The following is a 22,744-nucleotide window of genomic DNA, read 5'->3' on the forward strand; positions in this document are numbered from 1 at the left end:
GGAAATTCAACAGCTTGCTAAACATGCAGTAAACGGAGGAGCCTACATGAGAGTATTGATTGTTGACGATGAAGCGGTCATTCGCCGAGGGTTAAGCACCGTCATAGATTGGAGGGAGCTGGGGATGGAGCTGCTGAAGCCAGCCTCGTCGGCCGAGGAGGCGCTGTCGCGGATCCCGCAGGAGAAGCCTCATGTTCTGCTGACGGACATTCGCATGGGCGGCATGGACGGGATTGAGCTGGCCCGTCAAGTAAAGGAGCTGCTGCCCGATACGGAAATTGTCATATTGACAGGATATGACGACTTTGCCTATGCCCAGGCAGCCCTGCGCGAAGGGGTTTCGGACTATTTGCTCAAAACGAGCCGTCCTGAGGAAATCATCAAAGCGGCGGTGAAGGCCAAGCAGCGAATCTGGAAAAAATGGGAGTCCTTGAAGCAGGAAAGCATGCAGACGGCCGCCCTCCGCAACCAGCTGCTGGAGCGCTTGCTCGCACAGGGCCTGGGCCATGATTCGGAAGAGGAGCAGGTACGCAGCTGGTTTGTTCAGAACGGTGTGCAGCCGGATTCACGGGAGGACATATCTTCTCATGAGCCATCCTCCATGCAGGTTATGGTGCTATCTGCCTTCGGCTGGGGGGAGGGACCGTTCGCCGGCTTGCTTCTTGGGGCTGCGGAGAACATGCTGTTCGAGCTGCTTCCCTGCGTGACGATGCTGAAGCAGGACCGGATTATGCTGGTGCTGCGCTTCGAGCCCGGCTTGACGGACCGATCCGCGTTGAAGTCCGTGCTGGTGCGGGTGAGCCAGACGTTGAAATGCCAGCTGTTCGCTGCGCTCGGCAGTGCGGTATCCGATTACACCGGCTTGCGGCAGGCTTTTCGCGAAGCGGAGCATGTATTCTCCTTCCGCGGCTTGATGGGGAATACGGGGCTGTTCACGCTGGAGGATATACAGGCACGTAAGGGCGGGAGAACCTTCTGCTCGCAAAAGGAAGAAGGAGAGCTGGCAGCCATCCTGATGAGCAACAATGCAACGGAGCTGCGGCACTGGGTCAATCAAAAGGTGAGAGGGCAGCTGGAGGACCCTGCCGTGACGCCGAAGACAGTACAGGCTTTTTTGCAGTCGATCGTTCATTCCGGCCATCGCTGGCTTGACCGCGGCTTATCCACCCAAGGCTTGGAGCAGCCGGAGCAGACTCCGCATCCGGTCTACACCTACGAACCGGAGGGGCATCCGGAGGAGGATGTGTTTCGCTTGCTCTCCTCGTTGATGACAGCCTTTCACCAATCCATTGCCGACACCCGGTTTTCTTATATTCACAAATCGATCGTCTATATCCGTGAAAATTTGGATCAAAATTTAACGCTCCAGCAGGTTGCAAGATTCGTTCACTTGAATCCGAATCATTTCAGCGAAGTGTTTAAGCGGGAAACGGGCCTGAATTATATTGAATTCGTTACGCAGGAACGGATGCGGAAGGCGCAGGAAATTTTGCAGGGCTCCCAGACCAAAATTGGTGACGTAGCGAATCTGGTCGGCTATGAGGATATCAAATATTTCAGCCAGCAGTTCAAAAAGCATACCGGGCGGACACCGTCCGAGTTTCGCCAATCGTCAAAAGGCTGAATTATTTCCCCCCTCCCGCCGAAGTCTCTCCCTTTTGGCAACGCCGGCTGTCCCCTATACTTAGCCTATCGACACAAGACGAGGAGGCAGCTCAATTGAACAAAGCGACAGGAATCGCACTAGCAGGCGCATTGTCCTTATCCCTACTTGCCGGATGCGGCGCACAGGGAGGTACGGACAGTAAAAAGGCAGGAGACAAGGGAGCTAAAGCCCCGGATAAAATCAAGCTATCGTTATGGCATAATTACACCGGTGACGACTTGCGGGCCAAAGCCATGAGAAGCATCATGGAGCAGTACAAGAAAGACCATCCCCAGGTTGAGCTCGACATTCAGGGGATTCCGCCCGACGGCTACCGCGCCCGTCTGAAAACCGTCGCTGCGGCCAACGAAATGCCCGATGTGTTCATTATGTGGCCTGGGGTTATGACCAAGGAATTCGCCGGAGGCGATCTGCTGCAGCCGCTGAATCCGTTGCTCGACAGCAAGCCCGACTGGAAGAACGGCTTTTTGTCCGGAACGTTCGACGATTACACAATCCAAGGGAAAACCTACGGCGTCCCCATGGGGCTGTCCCCGACCTCCCTTCTTTACTACAACAAAGCGTTGTTCGATAAATATGGCGTGAAGCCGCCGAAAACATGGGACGACCTGCTGAGTCTGGTCGACACGTTCAAAAAGAACAACGTGACGCCGATCGCGCTCGGGAACAAAGCCGCTTGGCTGGCGCAATCGAGTATATTTAGCTCGCTGGCCGATCGCGTGACCGGAACGGAATGGTTCCTGAAGGCGGCAGCCCAGGATGGCGCGAAGTTTACGGATCCGCAATTCGTCCAGGCATTGGGCTACTTGCAGCAATTGGGCAAAGCCGGAGCGTTCCAGGAGGGCTTCAACAGCATCGATAATACGCAGATGGAGCAAATGTTTGCTCAAGGCAAAGCGGCGATGATGATTGATGGCGGTTGGGCGCTGACGAATCTTGCGGCCAACTCGACCAAGGAAGCGTTGGACAACTTCAGCGTCACCGTGCTGCCGTCCATTCCGAACGGCAAAGGCGATCCGAATTCGTTGTCCGGTGTCGTAGGCTCAGGACCGGGGCTGAGCAAGAAGGTGGAAGGTGCGCGGAAAGAGGCGGCCTATGAGCTAATCTACGCTCTGACAAGCCCGGAGGCCCAGAAGGTGACGCTGGAAAGCAATCAGCTCGTCAGCTACAAGGTGGAGCTGGATAAGAGCAAGGTGTCCTCCTTGTTCGCCCAGGTGTACAACATGCTCGGTACCGTTAAGCGCACGCCGGTTTATGACGGCTCGCTAAGCTCTGCAGCAAGCGAAGTGCTCAACAATGGTCTCCAAGAGCTGCTGATGGGAGGCAAGCCTGAAGATATTGCCAAAAAAATTCAGGATGCCCAGGCTAAATCCGTGGGCGCGAAATAAGGATAATTGTTTTCATAATTCATTACGGCTCCGGTTGTCCTTTATGCGGCCGGAGCCTTTTCTGCATGCTTAATATCCTGCTTTCGGAGCGGATTAATGGGCTTTTTGAAAGGAGATGGTTTGATGAAAGCCGGCGGAGCAGCATGCCTCCTTTCATCAAGCCACCAGCAGCCTTTCAATTTCTTACGATACGCCCCGAAAGCTCCCTCAGGAGGAACCTTATGACAACAGCGGCACGCGCTCGAGGATTTATTATAGTCGGCTTGCTGCCGACCTTGGTTTTGTATCTCTTTTTCGTCATCATCCCTATCTTCTGGTCGGCTTATTATGGCTTTTTTGACTGGAAGGGCATTGGCGCTTCCAAATATGTCGGCCTCGACAATTATGTAGAGGTCGTTCAAGATCCGATATTTTGGCGGTCTTTCAAGAATAACATGCTGATCGTCGCCGCATCCGTATTCGGCCAAGTGCCGATCGCTCTTGTACTTTCGCTGCTGCTGATGCGCAGCACACTTTTTCAACGGATCATTCGCGCTTCGGTGTTTATGCCGATGGTGCTGTCCTCTGTGGTGGTCGGAATTATATGGAGCTATATTTATCACCCGCAGATCGGCATTTTGAACTTTATATTCGACAATATCGGATTATCCTCCTGGAAAAAAGCTTGGCTCTCCGACCCCAAAGTATCGATGTATGCGCTGATGGTGCCTATCATATGGAATTATATCGGCCCCTATCTGATCATGTTCATTGCCGCATTACAAAATATTTCCCCGGAAATTGACGACGCGTCGCAAATCGACGGAGTCGGTCCCGTCCGCAAGCTGTTCTGGATTACGCTGCCGATGATTTGGGATACGATCAAAGTCGCGGTGGTGCTGTGCATCTCCGGAAGCTTGAAGTCCTTCGATCTGATTTATGTGATGACCGGAGGCGGTCCGGCGCATTCCACCGAGCTGCTGGCCTCGTATATGTACAATAATACGTTCAATGTATTCCGTTACGGATATGGCAGCGCCGTGTCTACCGCAATCATTATTCTCAGCATGCTTCTTATTGTAGCGAGCCAGTATGTCATGAAGCGGGATACCCGGTAAGTTCGGCAGCTCCTGTGCAATGACGTCCAATTTTAACAAAGGGAGGGAATCTTGATGGAACAGGCTTCTACGATGAATATGGGTACTTACTTGCGCGGCAAGAAAGGAAAAATATGGACCAGAGGCATGATAAACACGCTGCTTGCCATATATGCAATCGTCACCTTGTATCCGTTGTTCTGGTTATTTATGAGCTCTTTCAAAACAAACGAGGAATTTTTCAACAGTCCATTCTCCCTGCCTCAAGGGCTCCAATGGGACAATTTCGTACGCGCCTGGGAAGTGGCCGGCATGGGCATTTCACTGGTCAATTCAACGATCGTTACGGTGATTTCCCTTGCGCTTACTCTCGTATTGGGGGCTTTATCCGCTTACGTTTTGGCCCGGTTTGAATTCAGGCTGCGAACCGCGACAATGGGACTTCTGCTGCTTGGCATGCTGATTCCGATCCACAGTACACTTGTGCCTTTATTTATTATAATGAAAAAAATCGGCCTGCTGGACACGTACTGGGCGCTGATTCTGCCTTACACGGCTTTCGAGCTGCCGCTTGCGATATTCGTGGCTGCTGCCTATTTGACTTCTATTCCGAAAGAAATCGAGGAAGCGGCCTTGATCGACGGGACGGGATATTGGGGCATTTTCCTGCGGATGATGCTGCCGTTGAGCATCCCCGCGTTATCCACCGTAGCCATTCTAGCTTTTTTGCGTTATTGGAACGATTTCGCCTTTGCGCTTGTTTTTATCAGCAAGCCTGCGTTGAAAACATTACCGCTCAGCCTATCCGTCTTCGCTACCGGCTATGCGACGGACTACAAGCTGACGATGGCCGCATTGTCCATTGCCGTGCTGCCTACGATCCTAGTGTTCCTTGTGTTTCAGGAACAAATCATGAAAGGGATGACCGCAGGGGCGGTGAAAGGATAGCTTTGATGCGGCAAGGTCTCCCGAATGAGGGGACCTTATTTTTTTGTTGCTTCATTTAAGCTACAATAGAAGAGAATCATATCGAATGAGATGGGAGATGCAGCAGATGTCCAAATACATAACTTATTTCGGCTCTTATGCGGACAAGCAAAGTCCGAGCCTATACGCTTACGAATTCGACGAGGCGACAGGGCGGTTAACCTTTATCGAATCTTTATCCGGCTTGAAGGATCCGACCTTCATTGCGATCGACGAAGCCCGGCAGCTGCTCTATACTTACAGCCAAGCCGTGGCGGGGGAAGCCAGCGGAACCGGACTGACTTACAAGATCGATCCCGTCAGCGGAAAGCTGAGCGGCATCGGCGAGCAGCCGACCTCCGAGCCTGCAGCGACGCATATTAATCTGGATCACGCGAAACGGCAGGCGTTGATGGTGAGCTATGGCGGAGGTACGGTTTCTTTGTTCCCGCTGCAGGAGGACGGAACGATCGGGCCTGTGGCCGACAAAGTACATCATCAAGGTAAAAGTGTCGTCCAAGGCCGTCAGGACAGTGCCCATCCGCATTCTATCTATACCGATCCTAGCGATCAATTCGTGATCGTTCCGGATTTGGGGCTGGATAAATTGATCGTGTACCGTTTGGACCGCGACAACGGGAAGCTTCAGCCGCATGATGAAGTGGCTGTCGCTCCAGGATCGGGGCCGCGGCACTTTGCATTCCATCCGGCGCTTCCTTACGCTTATGTGATTCAGGAGCTGAGCTCGACGGTGACCGCCTTTACGTATGACAGGCAGAACGGCAAGCTGACGGAAATTCAAAGTATCACGACCCTGCCGGCCGACTTTGAAGGCACCAGCTCTACTGCGGAAGTGCAAATTTCTCCATGCGGCTCGTATCTTTACGGATCCAATCGAGGCCACGACAGTATCGTTGTGTTTTCTATCGATAAGGATAGCGGCAAGTTGAGCCTGGTTCAGCATCAGTCTACCCTGGGGCAGCACCCGAGACATTTCAGCTTGACGCCGAGCGGCAGCTACCTGCTTGCGGCGAATAAGGATTCGAATTCCGTTCATGTGTTCCGTGTAGATAAAGAAAGCGGCAAGCTGCACACAACGGGAGAGCACATTTCAATCGCTCAACCGACGTGCGTACGTTTTTTCAAGCAAGGTTAAGCTTGTCTCCCGAAGTAAGGGATCCCACATCACATAGAGAAGAGAGGCCATACGCGTATGAATGCGAGTGGTCTCTTTTTTCGTATTAAAGCATTTATATTCCTTAAATTTCCAGAAACATCGATATGCTGAATTTGCTTACCTGTCCCGAAAGCGGACGGAAGTTAATAATAGATGATGGCGTGTGATAAAAAAGAAGCTACAATAAATTCCAGATCAATGAAAGATAGTATCCAAGGAGGCTGATTTTTTGCCGCGGACACGTAAACTTCAACTTCTTTACAAGGAGCTGCTAGTTCCTCTTTCTTTTGGCATCGTTGCAATGTCTCTTATTTTATGGGAGCAGGGAAGTCAAGGAGAGGGGAATCGCTCGGTCCCCTGGAGTGAATGGATTTTATTGATTTACGGTCTGGTCGTTACGGTGATCGGACTTCTCATTTTTCGACGCAAAATCAGATGGGGCAAAACAGACCTGCAGCGGTCCCCTGCCTTTTCAACGCTTAAAGCGGTACATACGGGTGATGAAAGCAGCCAACGGCTGCAAGAGCAGCTGAATTATTTGACCGATAGCCAAAAAAAACTGGAGGAGCAGCTGAAGACGCAGACGAACCGGTTGAAGCAATATATGATCCATCCGTTATTTCACGGCGGCTTCGAAACGGCAGAGATGATGAGTCAGCTTGGTGCGATGGGCTACAGCTTCGAACATCAGCAATGGTATGCTGTCGTTTCCGTTCAAATCGAACCGTTGGAGCAAACCCGCTTTGAGGAGAAGGATCGGGAGCTGCTTTATTTCTCCGTTCAAAATATGCTCGAAGAGCTGATTCCTGCAGCCAACCGGCTGCCCTCGGTTCGATTGGAGCATACGATCGTGCTGCTTGTCATGAATGACAAGGGAACGAAGGAAACCTTGCGGGCGGCCTTGGAGGGCTGGATTGCCACGGTGCAAACAGCGGTTTACCATTATATTCAGCTCAAAACCTGCATCGGGGTTAGCGGTGTTTTTGGTCGGATCGAGGATTGTCCTGCCGCCTTTCACGAAAGCGTCAAAGCTTTCAAATATCATAATTGGTCCGGGCAGGAGCAATCCGTTTTTTATTTTGAAGCGATGCAATCGGGGCAGGGGCTTCCTTTTCCAGAGGCGCATCCGTTAGAGCCGGAATGGCTGGAGGCCGTGAAATCGGGTGAAACGATGCGGGCTGACATGCTGATGAAGCAAATTATTCAAGATTTATTTCAAACTTCTCTGCATCCGCTTGGGATGGAGATGTCCATGGTCAGACTGCTGCTTCTCTTCCTGGACCATATGAGGCAGTGGGGGACGGTGTATGAGCCGGCTCCGTCCTTGAAAACATCGCTGCTCCAGGAGGTTCTGGAGTTGAGGAACGCCGCGGAGGCGGAGCGGTGGTTCAAGGAATCCTTGATGGAGCCTTGCATCCGGGCCATCGAAGGAACGATGAAATCGCATAAGAGGCATCTGCTGGATCAAATCGTTCACATCATTCACGAGGAGTATGATACCGAGCTGTCCCTGGAGTCGGTTGCCGGCCGGCTGCACTACAACCCGAATTATTTAAGCGGGCTATTCAATAAAGAAATGAATATTACGTTCAGTGAATATTTAGCCAAGTACCGCCATGATATGGCCAGAAAATGGTTGATCGAGACAGAGCTTCCGGTCAAGGAAATCGCCTGCAGGCTGCAGTACAAAAATTCCCAAAACTTCATTCGTTCCTTTCGCAAGGGACAAGGAATGACGCCGGGTGAGTTCCGGTTGAAATACGGAAGAAATCCGCTCATTCAGGAAAGCGTGTATTTGCTTGAACGAAACAAGGAGCATGTCTAAACAACAATTCAAATTAACCCCAATTGATTGACTTCAAATCGAAGGCGTTTCCGCTGCACAAACGGAATCGTCTTTTTGGCGTGAGCCCTCGGTTTTCATGGCATTACGGACAACGAAGTTAAATTTGGACTATGGCTTGTAATCGGAACTTATTTCAAGATAGAGAAAGAAGCTGGTTTCATGATTACAATGAAGGGATGAATGGAATGACGAACCGGTGGAATAAGCAGATTTTAACCTATGAGGACTCTATTCAAATCAAATGTGACTGGGTGAAATTTACATGACAGGCCCGTTTGCAGTAAAATAAGGCATGCTGTATAATGAACCGGAGTTATTCGGCATGTTTGGAAAGTAAGCCTTGCTTATGAATCGGCATATGCCGGACCCATGGACAGGCCATCTGTGCCATGCTTGGTCTGTATAGAGATGAAGTGGATGAAACGGGATTAAAGCTTGCTTCATCTAAGTGATGTTAGGGGAGGGAATCGCCATGCCGAAATATTTGTTGCGTCTACTGGGTTTGAATTTTATTCTTGCGGCGATTCCTGTTATATCGATCGGGCTTATTTCGTATTATATCGCCTCGGGAGATATTGAGAACAAGGTCAAGGAAGGCAATATGCAGGTCCTGCTCCAAACGCAGATGCGGGTAGAGCAGTCGCTCAAAACATTGGAGCTAACATCGCTCCAGTATGTGAATTCGCCGTTGGTGCTTTCTTCATTAACTGAGAACTTGTCTGCCGACGATTTCCTCAAGCTGAGAGATTTGTCTCGCGGACTTTATAACTTGCAAACGTTTACTCCCATCCGGGAAGCCTATTTGGTCAACTTAAATATGGATTGGATGATGAGTTTTTCCATTTTCAGTAAAATAAGCACCTCTCCAGACAAGGATTTGTTCATGTCCTATGCTAAGCATCCGAACAGCTTGTTCTGGTTAACCAAAAATCCGAGAACCACCAGCGCTATTGCAGGTACGGATCCAGGAAACCCGGCGGCGGGGGACGGTGATTCGACTGTCGAGGATACCAGCAGTCCCAAATCGATTCGGATGGTGTATAAAATCCCGGTCGTTTCCGCAACCAACCAGCCCAAAGGGCTCCTGATTGTAGAAATTTTGAACAGCCAGATCAAGACGCTGCTTTCATCGAATACGAATCTAGGCGATGTGTATGTGCTTGACCGTGACGGTCAAAACTTTTTATATGAAGGCGGCGATGCCGATCCGAACCAGCAAATGTATACGATGGTGACGGAGAGAGTACAGCAGAGCCATGAGGAAACCGGTTTTTTCAATGCCGAAATCAACAATAAGGAGATGGGGATATCGTACCGGCTTTCTCCTTATAACGGATGGACTTACGTATCTGCTGTTTCGATTGAGGATATTACGAAGCAATCGAAGAAAATCGCTTGGGTTACCTTTTATGCCTGTACGATCATTTTTGTATTAGTCGCGCTGTTTGCGTTTTACGGAAGCCGCCGCATGTATTCCCCGATTAAACGGCTGTTTGAATTTACGAAGGATATTGAAGTGGAGGACCAGCACCATAAGGATGAGCTTGTTTCCATCGAACAACGGTTCCGCACCTTGTTCAGCACAGAGAAGAAGCTGCAGCAGCAGGTACAGGGACAATTCAGCCAATTGACCGAATTTTTTGTATTAAAGCTGTTTACCGGTCAAATCTCGGATAAGGATTTCGCTTACCGCGCTCAAATGTACGGCTTTCCTACCGAGTGGAGGCGTCTTGGTGTTCTTGCGGTGCAGATTGATACGCTGCAGGAAACCAGATATCAGGAGCATGACAAAGAGCTTTTGCTCTTTGCGATCAATAACATCGTAGGAGAGCTTGTGCCTCAGCAGGAACGGTTCAGTCCGGTCTTGCTCGACCAGTCTCAAGTGACGCTGCTCGTTTGCCAAACCGATGATGAGGCGGAGCTGAAGGCTCATTTCTTCCAGACCGCCGAGCTTATTAAGCAGAAGGTTCGCGAATTTTTGCAGCTGAGAGTCAGTGTCGGCATCAGCCGTCCGTTCGAGAAAGCCTCGGAATCAGTACATGGCTATGCGGAATGTCTGGAGGCTTTGAAATGCAGAATGAGTCTTGGCAATGACATCATCGTTCATTATGAGGATATTGATGCAGGCAAAAAAGACCTCGAGGTCACAGTGTATACCCAACTGAAGCTGCTGGAGGACCAATTGATCAACGCGCTGAAGCTTGGGGATATGGAGAGAGTGGATCTGATTTTCGAAAAATACATTTCGGCTATTGTGGAAAAGGATATTCATTTCAATGAGTATCCGGTCCTGATGATGCAGCTGATCTCCAAGGCGTTCCAGCTTGTGCAGGAGCAAGGCGGCGCCGTCAAAAAAGTGCTCGGTGACAAGGCGACGATCGATTATTTCTTGAAGCTGAACACGCTGGAGGATATTATTAAATGGTTTAAATCGACATTATTCGACCCGATTATCGGATTTTTGAACCATCAGGCGGAATCGCAGTATGTGAACATCGCCAACCAGATGGTAAAGCTGGTTCACGAGAGGTATGATCAGGATATTTCGCTTGAAGCCTGCGCCTCCACCTTGAATTTCCATCCGGTATACTTAAGCCGCGTATTCAAAAAAGAAATCGGCATTAATTTCAGCGAGTATTTGGCGGATTACCGGATGAACATGGCCAAAACGTGGCTCGAGAACACCAATCTGAAGGTTTCCGAAATTGCAGAGAAATTAAACTACACCAATACGACGGCGTTCATACGAACATTCCGGAAAATTGTCGGCATGACGCCGGGTCAATACCGGGATCAGCATAACAAAGAAGGATAACTTTTAGATGAAGATCTGAATGAGGAGATAATGCTCATTTCAGGTCTTTTTTGTTTTGTCATCCATAAGTTAAATCGAGAGTATTATGAGGTTAAAATTCGTCTATTCAAGGCCGGAATCTCAGTGTTTATGCAGGCTCAGCCATTAGGTATAACAAGTTGAATACAAGCGATAGCATGTTCTCAACAGCCGGGAGATAATGAGGACAACAAAACGAATCACGATTAGGTTAGGAGGACAGCTGATGAGTACGCACAATGCTGAAGTAAGTACAAACAACATTAACAAAAAGAGTAAAGTCCTTCAGAGAAGCGCGCTTGCAAAGGATCTCATTCGAGACAAATGGATGTATTTAATGTTATTGCCGGGGATCGTGTATTTCATTATTTTCAAGTATGTTCCGATGTACGGGATCCTGATGGCTTTCCAGGACTACAAGCCGTTCTTAGGTATTATGAACAGTCCTTGGGTAGGCATCAAGCACTTTGAGAGGTTTTTCAGCGAGCCGCAGTTTTGGGATTTGTTCCGGAATACGGTGCTGTTAGCGGTCTACAATCTGGTCTTCTTCTTCCCGCTGCCGATTGTTCTGGCTTTGATGCTGAACGAGGTTCGGAATGACAAGTTTAAAGGCTTTGTCCAAACGCTGGTGTACATTCCCCACTTCGTTTCGTGGGTTGTCGTTGTAGGTATTTTCTACATCCTGTTAACGACAGAAGGCGGGATTCTTAACGAATTGCTGTATACGATTACAGGTACCAAAATCGCATTCCTGCTGGAGCCTGAGTGGTTCCGTACAATGATTGTGTCTCAATCGATATGGAAAGAGGTAGGCTGGGGGACGATTATTTTCCTGGCGGCATTGTCCGGCGTCGATCTGCAATTGTATGAAGCGGCCCGGATGGACGGTGCAGGCCGTTGGAGACAGCTGTGGCATATTACGCTACCTGCGATCCGCGGCACCATTGTTATTCTGTTAATCCTGCGCTTGGGTAACTTCCTGGACTCCGGCTTCGAGCACATCTTCCTGATGCTGACGCCTACGAACCGCGAGGTCGGTGAAGTCTTCGATACGTACGTATACGTTAAAGGTTTGACGCAATCGCAATTCAGCTATAGTGCGGCAGTAGGCTTGTTCAAATCCGCAGTAGGTCTCATCCTGGTGCTTGGATCGAACTGGCTGGCCAAACGTTTCGGTCAAGAAGGCGTTTACTAGGATCGAAGTTTACGAAGTCAGTTTTCTTACGAAAACTTAGCTTATGCTTACGAAGTCAGTTTTTGCTGACGCAAAAACTCAGCACATCCTTACGAAGTCAGTTTTCTTACGAAAACTTTTAGGAGGTAACCACAATGAATCATGATAATACATTAGGCAATAAAATATTCGACGGCGTGAACTACGTGCTGTTGGCCATCATCGGTATTGCGACGGTTCTTCCGTTCATCTATATTTTGGCGGTTTCCTTTACGAGCCCGCACGAGGTAGCCAAAGGCGGCTTCATCCTGTTCCCTAAGGAATGGTCGCTGTCCGCTTACAAATACATTTTCTCCACCGACACATTGATTAAAAGCTTGGGTGTATCGATCTACATCACAACCATCGGTACCGCCATCAATTTGTTGTTCACGTCCTTAATGGCTTACCCGTTGGCACGCCAAACTCTTCGGGGTCGCCAGACGATCCTGCTCGCTGTTTTGTTCACGATGCTGTTCAGCGGCGGTCTGATTCCGACGTATTTCGTTGTCAAAGCGATGGGGCTCACAAACTCCCTATGGTCGTTGATGATTCCAAACGCGATCAGCGCATTTAACCTGATCGTCTTGAAAAACTTTTTCCAGCAAATTCCGGATGGCCTCGAAGATTCCGCACGAATCGACGGCTGTAATGATGTAGGGGTGCTGTTCCGTATCGTTCTTCCGTTGTCTATGCCGGCTTTGGCGACCTTCGGCTTGTTCTACGCGGTTGGTCACTGGAACCAGTTCTTCAATGCGATCATGTACATCAATGACAATCACAAATGGCCTGTACAGGTACTGCTGCGCGAAATCGTTATTCTGGCGCAAAGCCGGATCGGGGACACAGGCTTCGAAGAAACCGAGATTCAGCCTTTGACCATTCGTATGGCGGTTATCGTATTTGCAACCGTACCGATTCTGATTGTGTATCCGTTCCTGCAAAAGCATTTTGCCAAAGGCGTTATGCTTGGTTCGGTGAAGGGCTAAGCAATTAGCTGATCAGCGTAAATAGAGCGCAGCAATCAAGGATACTTGGTTGTTGCGCATCTTTGTTCCAAATCATATTCGAACACCACAACATGAATAGGAGTGCTAGTAACCATGAAGAAAAGATACGCAGTATGTGGAGTAAGCAATCGGGCCATCGGAATGTTCATCGGGCCTATGTTGAATACATTCTCAGCTCATTGTGAGGTTGTGGGGCTGCTGGATATCGACCCGCGGCGCCATGAGGTATGCAAAACCAAATACCCGCAGCTGGCATCCGTTGCCGAATACGGCCCGGACGATTTCGATCGGATGGTTGCAGAAACGAAGCCGGACGCCATTATTGTGACTGGCCGTGATGATACCCACGCGACTTATATTATTAAAGCGTTGGAAAAAGATTTGGATGTATTAACGGAAAAGCCGATGGCTACGACAGGAGCGGACTGCCGCCGGATTATGGATGCCGAAGCGAAAAGCAAAGGCAAAGTGACGGTTACGTTTAACTACCGTTATGCTCCGATTCATACCAAAATTAAAGAAATGGTGCTCGAAGGCAAGCTTGGCCGCATTACTTCCATCGACCTGAACTGGTATATCGATACTTATCATGGCTCCAGCTATTTCAAACGGTGGAACCGGGTCCGTGAAGTTTCGGGCGGTTTGTCCATTCATAAAAGCTCCCACCATTTTGACCTGGTGAACTGGTGGATCGGCCAGAAGCCGGTAGAAGCATTTGCTTTCGGCGCGCTGAACTACTACGGTCCGGAAGGCGAATTGAACCCGAAGAAAGAAAGCGGACGCTTCTGCGGCACCTGTGAAGTGAAACAGGATTGCACGTATTACACCCGCTGGTCCACTCGCAGCAAGGATGTGCAGATTAAAGACGATCACCTGGGTACGGTCAAAGAGGAGCAGGGGAAGCAGGCTTATTCCACTTACCGTCCGGATGCCTGTATTTATGATGAGGAAATCAACATCGAAGATACGTACTCCTGTACGGTCCGCTATGATCAAGGCGCATTGCTCAGCTACTCGGTAAATTTCTCGCTTCCATACGAGGGGTATCGTTTGGCGATCAACGGTACCAAAGGCAGACTGGAAACGATGGAGTATCATGCTCCTGCACGGACGCCATTCCCGACAGACGTGCAAACGATCGATTACTTCCCGCTGTTCGGCTCGAAGGAAACGATCCACGTCGTTCACCGCGAGGGCGGCCATGGCGGCGGAGACCCTGTTTTACTGGAAGACCTGTTCCTGGGTCCGGATCCGGCAAGACCTTATACGATCCTGTCCGGCAGTGAGGATGGCGCTTATTCCATCGGCACGGGCGAGGCTGTATGGCGTTCAGTGAAGGAGAAGCGCGCGGTTCGCATCGACGAGGTGCTCTCGGGGAATTTGAAGTAATCATGTGTTATGGGAGGCGGCAAAATGAGTCAGCGCTTTATACAAGCCGTCCGTCGTTACGCTGATTTGATGCTGGATAAAGCAAGCGACCGTTTCGGAACCGTCTCCACGCCGCTTTTTGCGGATGGCGTAGATTCCCTAACGTTCGAGCCTGTCCGATGGCAGTCCCAGGGGGAAACCTGGGTCCTGTCGAATCTCGCGAATCAGCAAAATTGGCTCCGTACGCTCGATGGACTATCCGAGCTTACGGGGCTTTCCCGTTATCGGGAGCGTGCGGAGCACACGGTAAGCTATGCACTGGAAGAGCTGCGCTACGGACAGCTCTTGTATTGGGGCGGCCATATGGCATTCGATTTGCAAACCCGGCAGCCGGTATATGCTTCGGACAAAGGGCCGCAGCATGAGCTAAAATGTCATTATCCGTATTATGAACTCATGAACCGCGTCAACCCGGAGCGGACAAAGGCTTATATCGGAGCCCTCTGGGAGTCCCATGTGACCGATTGGAGCCGGCTGGAGTTCAGCAGGCACGGCCAGCCCGCAGCAGGCGGCGGCAGCCCGGTCTGGGATCGGGGGTATGAGGAGAGCCCGGTTTTTTTCACGGGAAAGGGGCTCACCTTCATCAATGCAGGCAGTGATCTGTACTATGCGGCTGCCATGCTGTACCGGTTTAGCGGAGACGAGCGGCCGCTTCGCTGGGCAAAGCGGTTGGCGGAGCGGTATACGGATACCCGTAACCCTGAGACAGGGCTTGGCGGGTATCAATTCAGCATTTCGGTCTTGCCCGGCGTACGGGGAGACCGGGCCGTGGAACAATTCGGCGAGCAGCTGAAGGAGCATGCACCGATCGAAGCAACCCTTTCGATGCCCAGACAAGTGCATACGGTGATCGGGGAAGCCGCTCTTTGCCGTATGCTGCTAGGCGAAGCCCTTGGAGAGGCAGGGGCTTTATTTCGAGACCGTGCCGTTGAGGATTTATTATCCTACGGTCAATACTCATATGATTTTACTGACCACTCCATTCACCCGGTATTAACGAACGGGACCCGTTTGACAGGACTTGTACTGGAGAAAAGCGGCTATTACGGGAAGCGGGGGGAGAGGCTGAATTCGGCGAAGGCGGATCTGCTGCTTCTTTGGTCGTATACTTTGGGGTATCGTCTGACAGGTGATGAAACGCTGTGGAGCATTGCGAGAAGCATGGCCCAGGGGATTGGGCTTGGAGATATCGGAACCGAATCCGGCGAGCCCTCTGGCTTGAACCTGGCGTTCCGCTGCTCGAAGCCGGTCGGGATTTTTGCTGCGCTGGAGCTGTACAGGGCAACGGGGCGGAGCCGCTTTTTGCAGCTGGCACAGCGGATCGGGGATCAATTGCTGCTGCACCGGCATCATCGCGGACTGTTCATGCCAAGCCCGCATCACAGATATGCGAAGCTCGACGCTCTGGAGCCGTTGGCGCTGCTGCACTTGGCGGCCGAGCTGGAGGGAGATCGGACGAGGGTGCCGATGTACTGCGGCGGCAAATCCTTTTTCGCAGCGGCACACGACGGGTATGGTCATGAGACGGACAATACGTTTATTTATGGTGAGGTCAGAGAAAAGTGATAGCGTAAGCTCGCCACCCTTTCGGAGCCAAGGGCTTGTCTTTCCTATCTCGACAAAATCAGTTATGATTTGTACTAAAGAGTCCGTCAGACGGAGGAAGCGTGAATAGGTTCCGAATCGTCGGATGATTTCCAAGTCATTGTATAGGTTATATGGATAAAGGAGATGAGCAGGACATGTCGGTAGGAATTTTGGCGCATAATGTGGGGACGCTTCCTTATGCAGAGCTTGCGAAGCAGGTGGGGGCGAACCAATTCAAATATGTCCAGCTCGCCCTTTCGAAGGCGATCACGGATGTAGATTGCAGTTTGGGAAAGCTGAGTCCGGGTTTGGCGAACAGTATCGCCGAGGCATTCGATAAGCACGGCGTATCCATCCCGGTTTTGGGATGCTACGTGAGCCTGGTCGATCTGGATGACACCAACTACAGGCATAACGTAGACCGCTTCAAGGAGCATCTGCGTCACGCCAGACACTTTGGTACAGCGATTGTAGCGACGGAGGTTGGCGTGCCTGAAACGGATCAAAGAGACCGTCATTGGCAGCGTTTACGCAGCGCCGTCGAGGAGCTTGTAGAGGAAGCGGAAAAATGGGGCGCGATTATTGGCTTGGAGGCCGCGCAGCGTCATTTGGTAGGCAGCGCTGTGGAGCTTGCCCAAATTATTGACGAAGTCCCTTCGTCCAATATCGGCGTTGTGATGGATCCCGTTAACTTGCTGAACCAGCAAAACTACGCGCAGCAGCACGAAGTGATGGAGGAGGCTTTCCGCCTTCACGGTCACCGGATTGTGAGCGTTCACGCCAAAGATTTCCGTCTGGACAGCAGCGGTAAGATGGAAACCGTTTCGTCCGGGTTAGGGAACCTGAATTACCGCATGTTTATGGAGCTTGTACAGAAGCACAAGCCGAAGGTTCACATCACGATGGAAGGCGTGGAGCACGAGAACATGGATTTCTCCCGTGATTTTGTGCTTCGCCAGCTGGCAGAGCTGTAAGGTCAGCATAGGCGTCTTCCGTTAGACGTACTGAAGAGCAGACCCCGGGGGCCTGCTCTTCTTTTTTGTCCTACTCGTGCATAAGCTGTAAAGTAGCGTACATGCTTTAGCACATGAGGACAGGGGGAGGGCTATGCCGGTGTTCAGGCGAAGGTGGAAAAGCAGCCCGACAGGAGCCAAAAAAACAAAGCGGAACATACTGATCATTTCCTTGATTTTGCTTTTATTTGTTGTGCAATCATTTATTTATATCGAGAAAAATTTAACGCCGCCGCTGGCCAATCTGGCCAAAATCCGGATCAAACAAATCGCTACGCAATCGATTAATACAGCCATATCCGATAAAATTGCAAGGAATACCAATTTTGATAAACTGATCGATTGGAGAACGGACCGCAACGGGAAGATCACAGGCTTCATGTTAAATTATGCGGAGCATATGAAAATTACAGCGGATACGATATCCACAGTTCAGAATCAACTAACCTCGCTCAAAGAAATTCCGGAGCATATTCCGCTCGGGCAGGCGATGAACAGCTCGATTCTCGCCTCGTTCGGACCGAATATTCCAATCCGGTTGGTCCCCGCAGGTGCAGTAAAGGTGGATCTCGATACACGCACTCAAAATGCCGGCATCAACATGATTCTCGTTGAGGTATTCATCCGCATTATCGCTGAGGTTACCGTGATTATCCCGTTTGATGCCGCACCGGAGGTCGTGGAAACCGAAGTGCCTATCTCCTATGCGCTTGTGGTAGGCGACGTCCCGGCCTATTATTACGATGGAAAAGGAAATCCGGTTGGAGGCGGGAGCAATGCCCCTACGCTGCCTAATTTGGCCCTGCCGAAGGTCAGCACGACGACCCCCAAGGAAGGTGTCTCAACTGGCGGGGCGGAGCCTCAAGAGGCTGCACCCCACAAATAAAAGGTTCCTCTCATAACCAAAGCGTATACAAGCAGCCGATGTTACTTCTTGCTGCGCATGCGCTCTTCGCGCTCCCATTTTCTCAGATGCGGATAAGGATCGAACGACCAATCGGTCAAACCGTTATCCCGGTATAAGCCGTAATGAAGATGCGGAGGAAACTTGCCGGATGTCCCCGGCTTTCCATAGCCTGAGCTGCCGACCCAGCCGATCACTTGCCCTGGCTTGACGATATCGTCTTCCTTCAGCTCCTTATTGAAGCCGGATAAATGAGCGTAGTAGTGATACACATTGTTCAGATCCCGGATCCCGACACGCCACCCTCCGTAAGGGTTCCAACCCATGACCTCTACGACGCCGTAGGCAGTGCTGCGAACCGGTACGCCATAGCCGGCGAATAAATCGGTCCCCTCGTGAATCCGAAAGCCGCCCCACCCGCGGCTCGCTCCCCAAGTGCTTCGATAGGAATAATCCGAGCGCAGCGGCATGACGAATGTATGCTCGTGCAAATCCAGCGTTTCGAATTTAGCGTAAATTCGGGCGAATTGCTGAATACGTTCCACGCTTCGTGTATTTTGATAATATTGCCATAAGCCGATATGCAGGTCCTCTTCGGCCGTGCCGTATCTCATAAGCAGCATAGCCATGGAATACAGCAGGTCTGCGTCATTTTTGCGGTCCGCTTTTCCGTCCCCGGAGCCGTCTCTCCCCAACCCATCGAACAGAGCGATTGTGGAAGGATTCGTATCCTCGTGATCCGGGTTCATCATCCCGCCCCATTGAAGGTCGCTAAAATAAATACCGACTAACCCATCCATGGGGATCGGGCGCTTACGGGCCAGATTTATAGTCCGCTCATATTGATCAATTGCGGCCAAATAATACCATGGGACCCCGGTTACGGCGCTGATTTTATCAAACAAATCCTTGCGTTCACTAAAAATAACCTTCATGCTCTTGCTGTCGGGCTTCGGTTTGGGTGCGGCTGAAGCGGCTGCGGGCAGCAAGGCTCCCAGCATTAGGCTTCCGCATAACATCAGTGCAAGGCTTGATCGTATCCATGTTGCGGCCATAAGCATATTACCTCCACAGTTCAAAAATCGTTCGACAAAAAATAGTTGCTTATAGAGTGTGTTGCTAACTATTTTTTTATCCCAGAACTAACGCTTTTCTTCGTGGCTGAAGCCATTTATAATACACATAAAACAATGGTGAAGGAGCAAGCCCATGGGATTTCAGCATAGGGAAGAGCATACAGATGAGAACATGCTGCTGGTGCAGGCAAATATTGACGATATGAATCCGGAGCTGTGCTCCTATATTGGGGATTGCTTGTTTGATGCAGGGGCAAACGATGTGTACTGGATTCCGATTATTATGAAAAAAGGCCGTCCAGGCGTGATGCTGAACGTGCTTCTGGACGAACGGGAGCTGGAGGCTGTGGAAGAGATCATCTTCCGCGAGACGACGACGATCGGACTTCGCTACCTGCGTGCCTCTTGTCACCGGCTGGGGCGGGAGTTTGAGAAGGTAACGACGCCTTGGGGAGATATTCATGTCAAAATCGGCTATCACCGCGGCGAGCTGGTCCAGTTTGCTCCGGAGTTCAAGGAATGCGAACAGGCGGCCAAAACACATGGTGTGCCCTTAAAGCTCGTATATGATGAGGTCAGGAGAAATTATTTGAACCGTAGGGCGCAGGATACCGTGGAAGAGTAGATGCTAGTTTAAGGGCCTGTGTGGTCAAAAAAACACCTCGAGCGGCGGAGAGGTACGGGACTTTTTCGACATTTCTTCTAGTTATCTATTGTTTTCATACTTCATGTTTGGTAGTGTACAAAGCCCGTTGGAAGATAGTGGTATTCTTTCGTTGGATTAAGCAACATTTAAACATTCCTACGTTGTTTGGGACAATAGAGAACGCCGTTTATGGTCAGTTATTTGCAGTATTGATGGTATACGTTCTGCTGAAATGGCTGTTTGACTCCGTCTCTTCATCAGTATCTCTCCATGTAGAACTCTCTTTTGTCCGATTTACACGTTTATTCGCTCTTCATATGTTACCTGCTGAATGGCTTGTAAAGATTCAATATATTGTGCAAACACATAACTCCAAAGGGATTATTCAGATTACATAATTTAGTTAATCAACAGGCCTAGTTTAATCCAATAATTTGGTATGCCTATCCTATTCTGTAATTCGGTTAAATGATACTTATCAAGTGCAAAAGCAGCCGTTGGGTGATCGTACTGTGGTCGCTGCATCACGATCAGTTGGCGCGCACTTTCATTCACCCGGAATCCGGCCAAACGTCCGGCTTAACTGGAACATTTGCCTCAATGCTTGGCATGGCAGCCATCACATCGCCCATATTTCACGGCTATGCGACCGCATGGGCTGGTAGACGTCATAGAAGTACCCTGGAGGCATCGCTTCCAGGGTGCTTTATTGTTTACACTACGATCTCAATGCGAGCAGGAATCCTGTGCACGCAGATCAATTTGCAACTAATGATCTTGTGCTTCATGCAAGTCTGTTTGCCTAACGGTTCTATCGATAGATATCAGTTCCCCCAATTGAGCAATAAAAATAGCGAAAATGCTACAAATTAGCGTATTTGTAAAAGTGACTAAAACGATTCCGACTTAAAAAGCGGGTTGGTTCATTGGCAATCTCAATGAGTAGTGTTACTCTACGATCTGTACCGGATAAAAGCGCATGCATGCATCGGCCGGTATCAAGAACGATAGCAGGAGAGAAACAGAAAAGGGGTGGAGAATGTGGCAGACGTACCCGCTGCAAATTACAATGTAACGATAACAAGATTGACTAGCTCTAAAGGAAGTGCTGTGAGGAAGCTCCAACGTTTTGTACCGCTTTACTTGTTGTTTTTGCCGGTTCTTACGTACTATTTAATTTTTGCCTACGCTCCAATGGCAGGAGTCATCATCGCCTTCAAAAACTACAACTTTCTTGACGGCATTTGGGGCAGCTCTTGGGCAGGGCTTAAGCATTTTGAACGGTTCTGGACTAGCGGCGAATTCTGGAATGTTCTGAACAATACGATAGTTCTGGCTTTGTATCGAATTATTTTTGGATTTCCGGCACCGATTATTTTAGCGCTTCTCCTTTATGAACTCCGCTTTACCCGGTTTACGAAGCTGATTCAGACGATTTCCTACCTGCCTCACTTCATTTCATGGGTAGTCGTTTATGCTTTGGTATACAACTTTTTCGCATCCGACGGACTTATCAATAAGTTACTTGTAGAACTAGGTGAAGCAAGCATTCCTTTCATGGGAGATCCCAAGTACTTCCGTACCATGTTTACCGGCAGTGCCATATGGAAGGAGATAGGCTGGGGAGCTATCATTTATTTGGCTGCATTGACCCGAGTGGATACGGATCTGTATGAAGCGGCATCCATTGACGGCGCGAATAGATGGCACAGGCTATGGCATATTACGCTCCCCGGCATCCGCAGCATCGTCAGTATTATGTTCGTGCTCAGCCTGGGAGGAATCCTGTCGGTAAGCTTTGAGCAGGTTCTCGTTATGATGAATCCGATGGTTACGGATGTGGCGGAAGTGCTTGATTACTATATTTATCGCATAGGCTTGCTCGATATTAACAACCAAAGCTATGCTACAGCTATCGGGCTGTTCCGTTCCTTATTAGCACTAATCTTAGTTATCATAGCCAACTTTGTAGCTAAAAAAATTGATGAGGACGGTGGAATATGGTAGCGCTATCTAATTCGAAAAAGCCAAAGGCAGGCATTGTTGACGTTATTATTGCAGTCATTCTGCTCGTTTTTTCCTTTACTACCTTATATCCGTTCTTAAACCTGTTTTTCGTATCCGTATCCGATATCCGGGATGTAGTTCAGAACGGGGGGATCATTCTGTTTCCGAATGATATCAACTTCGATGCGTACAGCTACGTATTCCGGCATGCACAACTTCTGAGCGCTTATAGCTTTACAATCTTGATTACAGTGTTGGGAACAATTTTGAATTTGATTATGACAACACTTGGGGCATATGTTCTGTCCAGCCGTGAGATGCCGGGCCGGAATTTTCTGATGACCATTGTCCTCATCACAATGTTCTTCAGCGGGGGACTGATTCCGACCTATTTGGTTGTGAAGTCTCTTCATTTGGTCAACACGATGTGGGCTCTAATCCTTCCCGGTCTCGTCAGCACATGGTTGCTTATTCTAATGAGAAACTTCTTTCAGGGGATTCCGATGGCTCTCAGAGAATCTGCCCGGATGGACGGCGCTTCGGAGATTGCCATACTCGTACGAGTCATTCTTCCGCTTTCCTTGCCAATGCTTGCGACACTTGCCTTGTTCTATGGGGTAGCGCACTGGAATGAATATACAGGGGTTGTGCTTTATATTAACAATAACAAGATTGTCACCTTGCAGGTGCTGCTGCGCAATATGTATGCGGCAGCCACAATGGAGCTCGATAGCGAGCGACTGCCTCCCCCGTTGGATTCTGTCAGGGCTGCTACTGTAATGGTAGCTACCCTTCCTATCATCTGTGTATATCCGTTTTTACAAAAGTATTTTGTCCAAGGAATGATGGTTGGGTCACTTAAAGGTTAGAGTACTTGTCACAGGTGGAAATGATGAATTACCGCCTGT

Annotated in this window: 17 protein-coding genes; 16 read left to right on the forward strand and 1 reads right to left on the reverse strand. The window is 49.8% G+C overall.

The window, feature by feature from the left end; all coding sequences use genetic code 11:
* Positions 1-46 precede the first annotated feature (46 nt).
* The 13 genes from CF651_RS03920 to yunB all read left to right on the forward strand — a co-directional run bounded on the left by CF651_RS03920 (position 47) and on the right by yunB (position 18,089).
* Positions 47-1,624, forward strand: a complete 1,578-nt coding sequence (locus tag CF651_RS03920) for a response regulator (RefSeq protein WP_094013555.1) — start codon at positions 47-49, stop codon at positions 1,622-1,624.
* Positions 1,625-1,719: 95 nt separating this feature from the next.
* Entirely contained in the window at positions 1,720-3,054 is a 1,335-nt protein-coding gene (locus CF651_RS03925) for an extracellular solute-binding protein (RefSeq protein ID WP_094013556.1), read from the forward strand.
* Between the two features lie 221 nt (positions 3,055-3,275).
* On the forward strand, positions 3,276-4,151 hold the full coding sequence (locus CF651_RS03930; RefSeq protein ID WP_094013557.1) for a carbohydrate ABC transporter permease: 876 nt from the start codon (positions 3,276-3,278) through the stop codon (positions 4,149-4,151).
* A gap of 78 nt (positions 4,152-4,229) precedes the next feature.
* A complete protein-coding gene (locus CF651_RS03935) occupies positions 4,230-5,078 on the forward strand; it encodes a carbohydrate ABC transporter permease (protein ID WP_425436200.1) in 849 nt (282 codons plus the stop codon).
* Between the two features lie 106 nt (positions 5,079-5,184).
* Positions 5,185-6,252 (forward strand): lactonase family protein, encoded by a 1,068-nt coding sequence (locus CF651_RS03940; RefSeq protein WP_179232670.1) that lies wholly within the window; start codon positions 5,185-5,187, stop codon positions 6,250-6,252.
* Between the two features lie 250 nt (positions 6,253-6,502).
* Entirely contained in the window at positions 6,503-8,098 is a 1,596-nt protein-coding gene (locus tag CF651_RS03945; RefSeq protein ID WP_094013560.1) for a helix-turn-helix domain-containing protein, read from the forward strand.
* Between the two features lie 493 nt (positions 8,099-8,591).
* A complete protein-coding gene (locus CF651_RS03950) occupies positions 8,592-10,934 on the forward strand; it encodes a helix-turn-helix domain-containing protein (RefSeq protein WP_094013561.1) in 2,343 nt (780 codons plus the stop codon).
* Between the two features lie 244 nt (positions 10,935-11,178).
* On the forward strand, positions 11,179-12,147 hold the full coding sequence (locus CF651_RS03955) for an ABC transporter permease (protein ID WP_094013562.1): 969 nt from the start codon (positions 11,179-11,181) through the stop codon (positions 12,145-12,147).
* Between the two features lie 134 nt (positions 12,148-12,281).
* Positions 12,282-13,154, forward strand: coding sequence for a carbohydrate ABC transporter permease (locus CF651_RS03960; RefSeq protein WP_094013563.1), 873 nt, complete (start codon positions 12,282-12,284; stop codon positions 13,152-13,154).
* Positions 13,155-13,268: 114 nt separating this feature from the next.
* On the forward strand, positions 13,269-14,564 hold the full coding sequence (locus CF651_RS03965) for a Gfo/Idh/MocA family protein (RefSeq protein WP_094013564.1): 1,296 nt from the start codon (positions 13,269-13,271) through the stop codon (positions 14,562-14,564).
* 24 nt (positions 14,565-14,588) lie between these two features.
* Complete coding sequence (locus CF651_RS03970) at positions 14,589-16,169, forward strand: hypothetical protein (protein ID WP_179232671.1); 1,581 nt, start codon at positions 14,589-14,591, stop codon at positions 16,167-16,169.
* A gap of 176 nt (positions 16,170-16,345) precedes the next feature.
* Positions 16,346-17,164, forward strand: coding sequence for a sugar phosphate isomerase/epimerase family protein (locus CF651_RS03975; RefSeq protein ID WP_094013566.1), 819 nt, complete (start codon positions 16,346-16,348; stop codon positions 17,162-17,164).
* 133 nt (positions 17,165-17,297) lie between these two features.
* A complete protein-coding gene (gene yunB / locus CF651_RS03980; protein WP_245855683.1) occupies positions 17,298-18,089 on the forward strand; it encodes a sporulation protein YunB in 792 nt (263 codons plus the stop codon).
* Between the two features lie 41 nt (positions 18,090-18,130).
* On the opposite strand, the gene CF651_RS03985 is transcribed toward yunB, so the two are convergent.
* Positions 18,131-19,162: a M23 family metallopeptidase gene (locus CF651_RS03985; RefSeq protein ID WP_094013567.1), complete on the reverse strand. Its 1,032-nt coding sequence runs from the start codon at positions 19,160-19,162 to the stop codon at positions 18,131-18,133.
* A 154-nt stretch (positions 19,163-19,316) separates the two neighbouring features.
* Here CF651_RS03985 and larC2 point away from each other — a divergent pair, with 154 nt between their 5' ends.
* The 3 genes from larC2 to CF651_RS04000 all read left to right on the forward strand — a co-directional run bounded on the left by larC2 (position 19,317) and on the right by CF651_RS04000 (position 22,705).
* Positions 19,317-19,808: a nickel pincer cofactor biosynthesis protein LarC2 gene (gene larC2 / locus CF651_RS03990; RefSeq protein WP_094013568.1), complete on the forward strand. Its 492-nt coding sequence runs from the start codon at positions 19,317-19,319 to the stop codon at positions 19,806-19,808.
* Positions 19,809-20,870: 1,062 nt separating this feature from the next.
* Entirely contained in the window at positions 20,871-21,836 is a 966-nt protein-coding gene (locus CF651_RS03995; RefSeq protein ID WP_144029008.1) for an ABC transporter permease, read from the forward strand.
* Positions 21,830-22,705 carry a carbohydrate ABC transporter permease gene (locus CF651_RS04000; protein WP_094013570.1) on the forward strand — a complete coding sequence of 292 codons (876 nt, stop codon included), beginning with the start codon at positions 21,830-21,832 and terminating at the stop codon, positions 22,703-22,705. The genes CF651_RS03995 and CF651_RS04000 overlap by 7 nt, the downstream gene beginning before the upstream one ends.
* The last annotated feature ends 39 nt before the right edge of the window (positions 22,706-22,744 follow it).

It is taken from the genome of Paenibacillus rigui (assembly GCF_002234615.1).
GTDB classification, from domain to species: domain Bacteria; phylum Bacillota; class Bacilli; order Paenibacillales; family NBRC-103111; genus Paenibacillus_S; species Paenibacillus_S rigui.

What these genes read in the sequence shown, in the direction of transcription:
- CF651_RS03920 (WP_094013555.1), top strand. Translation starts at nt 47, where the DNA reads ATGAGAGTATTGATTGTTGACGATGAAGCGGTCATTCGCCGAGGGTTA.
- CF651_RS03930 (WP_094013557.1), top strand. Translation starts at nt 3,276, where the DNA reads ATGACAACAGCGGCACGCGCTCGAGGATTTATTATAGTCGGCTTGCTG.
- CF651_RS03935 (WP_425436200.1), top strand. Translation starts at nt 4,230, where the DNA reads ATGGGTACTTACTTGCGCGGCAAGAAAGGAAAAATATGGACCAGAGGC.
- CF651_RS03940 (WP_179232670.1), top strand. Translation starts at nt 5,185, where the DNA reads ATGTCCAAATACATAACTTATTTCGGCTCTTATGCGGACAAGCAAAGT.
- CF651_RS03950 (WP_094013561.1), top strand. Translation starts at nt 8,592, where the DNA reads ATGCCGAAATATTTGTTGCGTCTACTGGGTTTGAATTTTATTCTTGCG.
- CF651_RS03955 (WP_094013562.1), top strand. Translation starts at nt 11,179, where the DNA reads ATGAGTACGCACAATGCTGAAGTAAGTACAAACAACATTAACAAAAAG.
- CF651_RS03960 (WP_094013563.1), top strand. Translation starts at nt 12,282, where the DNA reads ATGAATCATGATAATACATTAGGCAATAAAATATTCGACGGCGTGAAC.
- CF651_RS03965 (WP_094013564.1), top strand. Translation starts at nt 13,269, where the DNA reads ATGAAGAAAAGATACGCAGTATGTGGAGTAAGCAATCGGGCCATCGGA.
- CF651_RS03970 (WP_179232671.1), top strand. Translation starts at nt 14,589, where the DNA reads ATGAGTCAGCGCTTTATACAAGCCGTCCGTCGTTACGCTGATTTGATG.
- CF651_RS03975 (WP_094013566.1), top strand. Translation starts at nt 16,346, where the DNA reads ATGTCGGTAGGAATTTTGGCGCATAATGTGGGGACGCTTCCTTATGCA.
- yunB (WP_245855683.1), top strand. Translation starts at nt 17,298, where the DNA reads ATGCCGGTGTTCAGGCGAAGGTGGAAAAGCAGCCCGACAGGAGCCAAA.
- CF651_RS03985 (WP_094013567.1), bottom strand. Translation starts at nt 19,162, where the DNA reads ATGGCCGCAACATGGATACGATCAAGCCTTGCACTGATGTTATGCGGA.
- larC2 (WP_094013568.1), top strand. Translation starts at nt 19,317, where the DNA reads ATGGGATTTCAGCATAGGGAAGAGCATACAGATGAGAACATGCTGCTG.
- CF651_RS04000 (WP_094013570.1), top strand. Translation starts at nt 21,830, where the DNA reads ATGGTAGCGCTATCTAATTCGAAAAAGCCAAAGGCAGGCATTGTTGAC.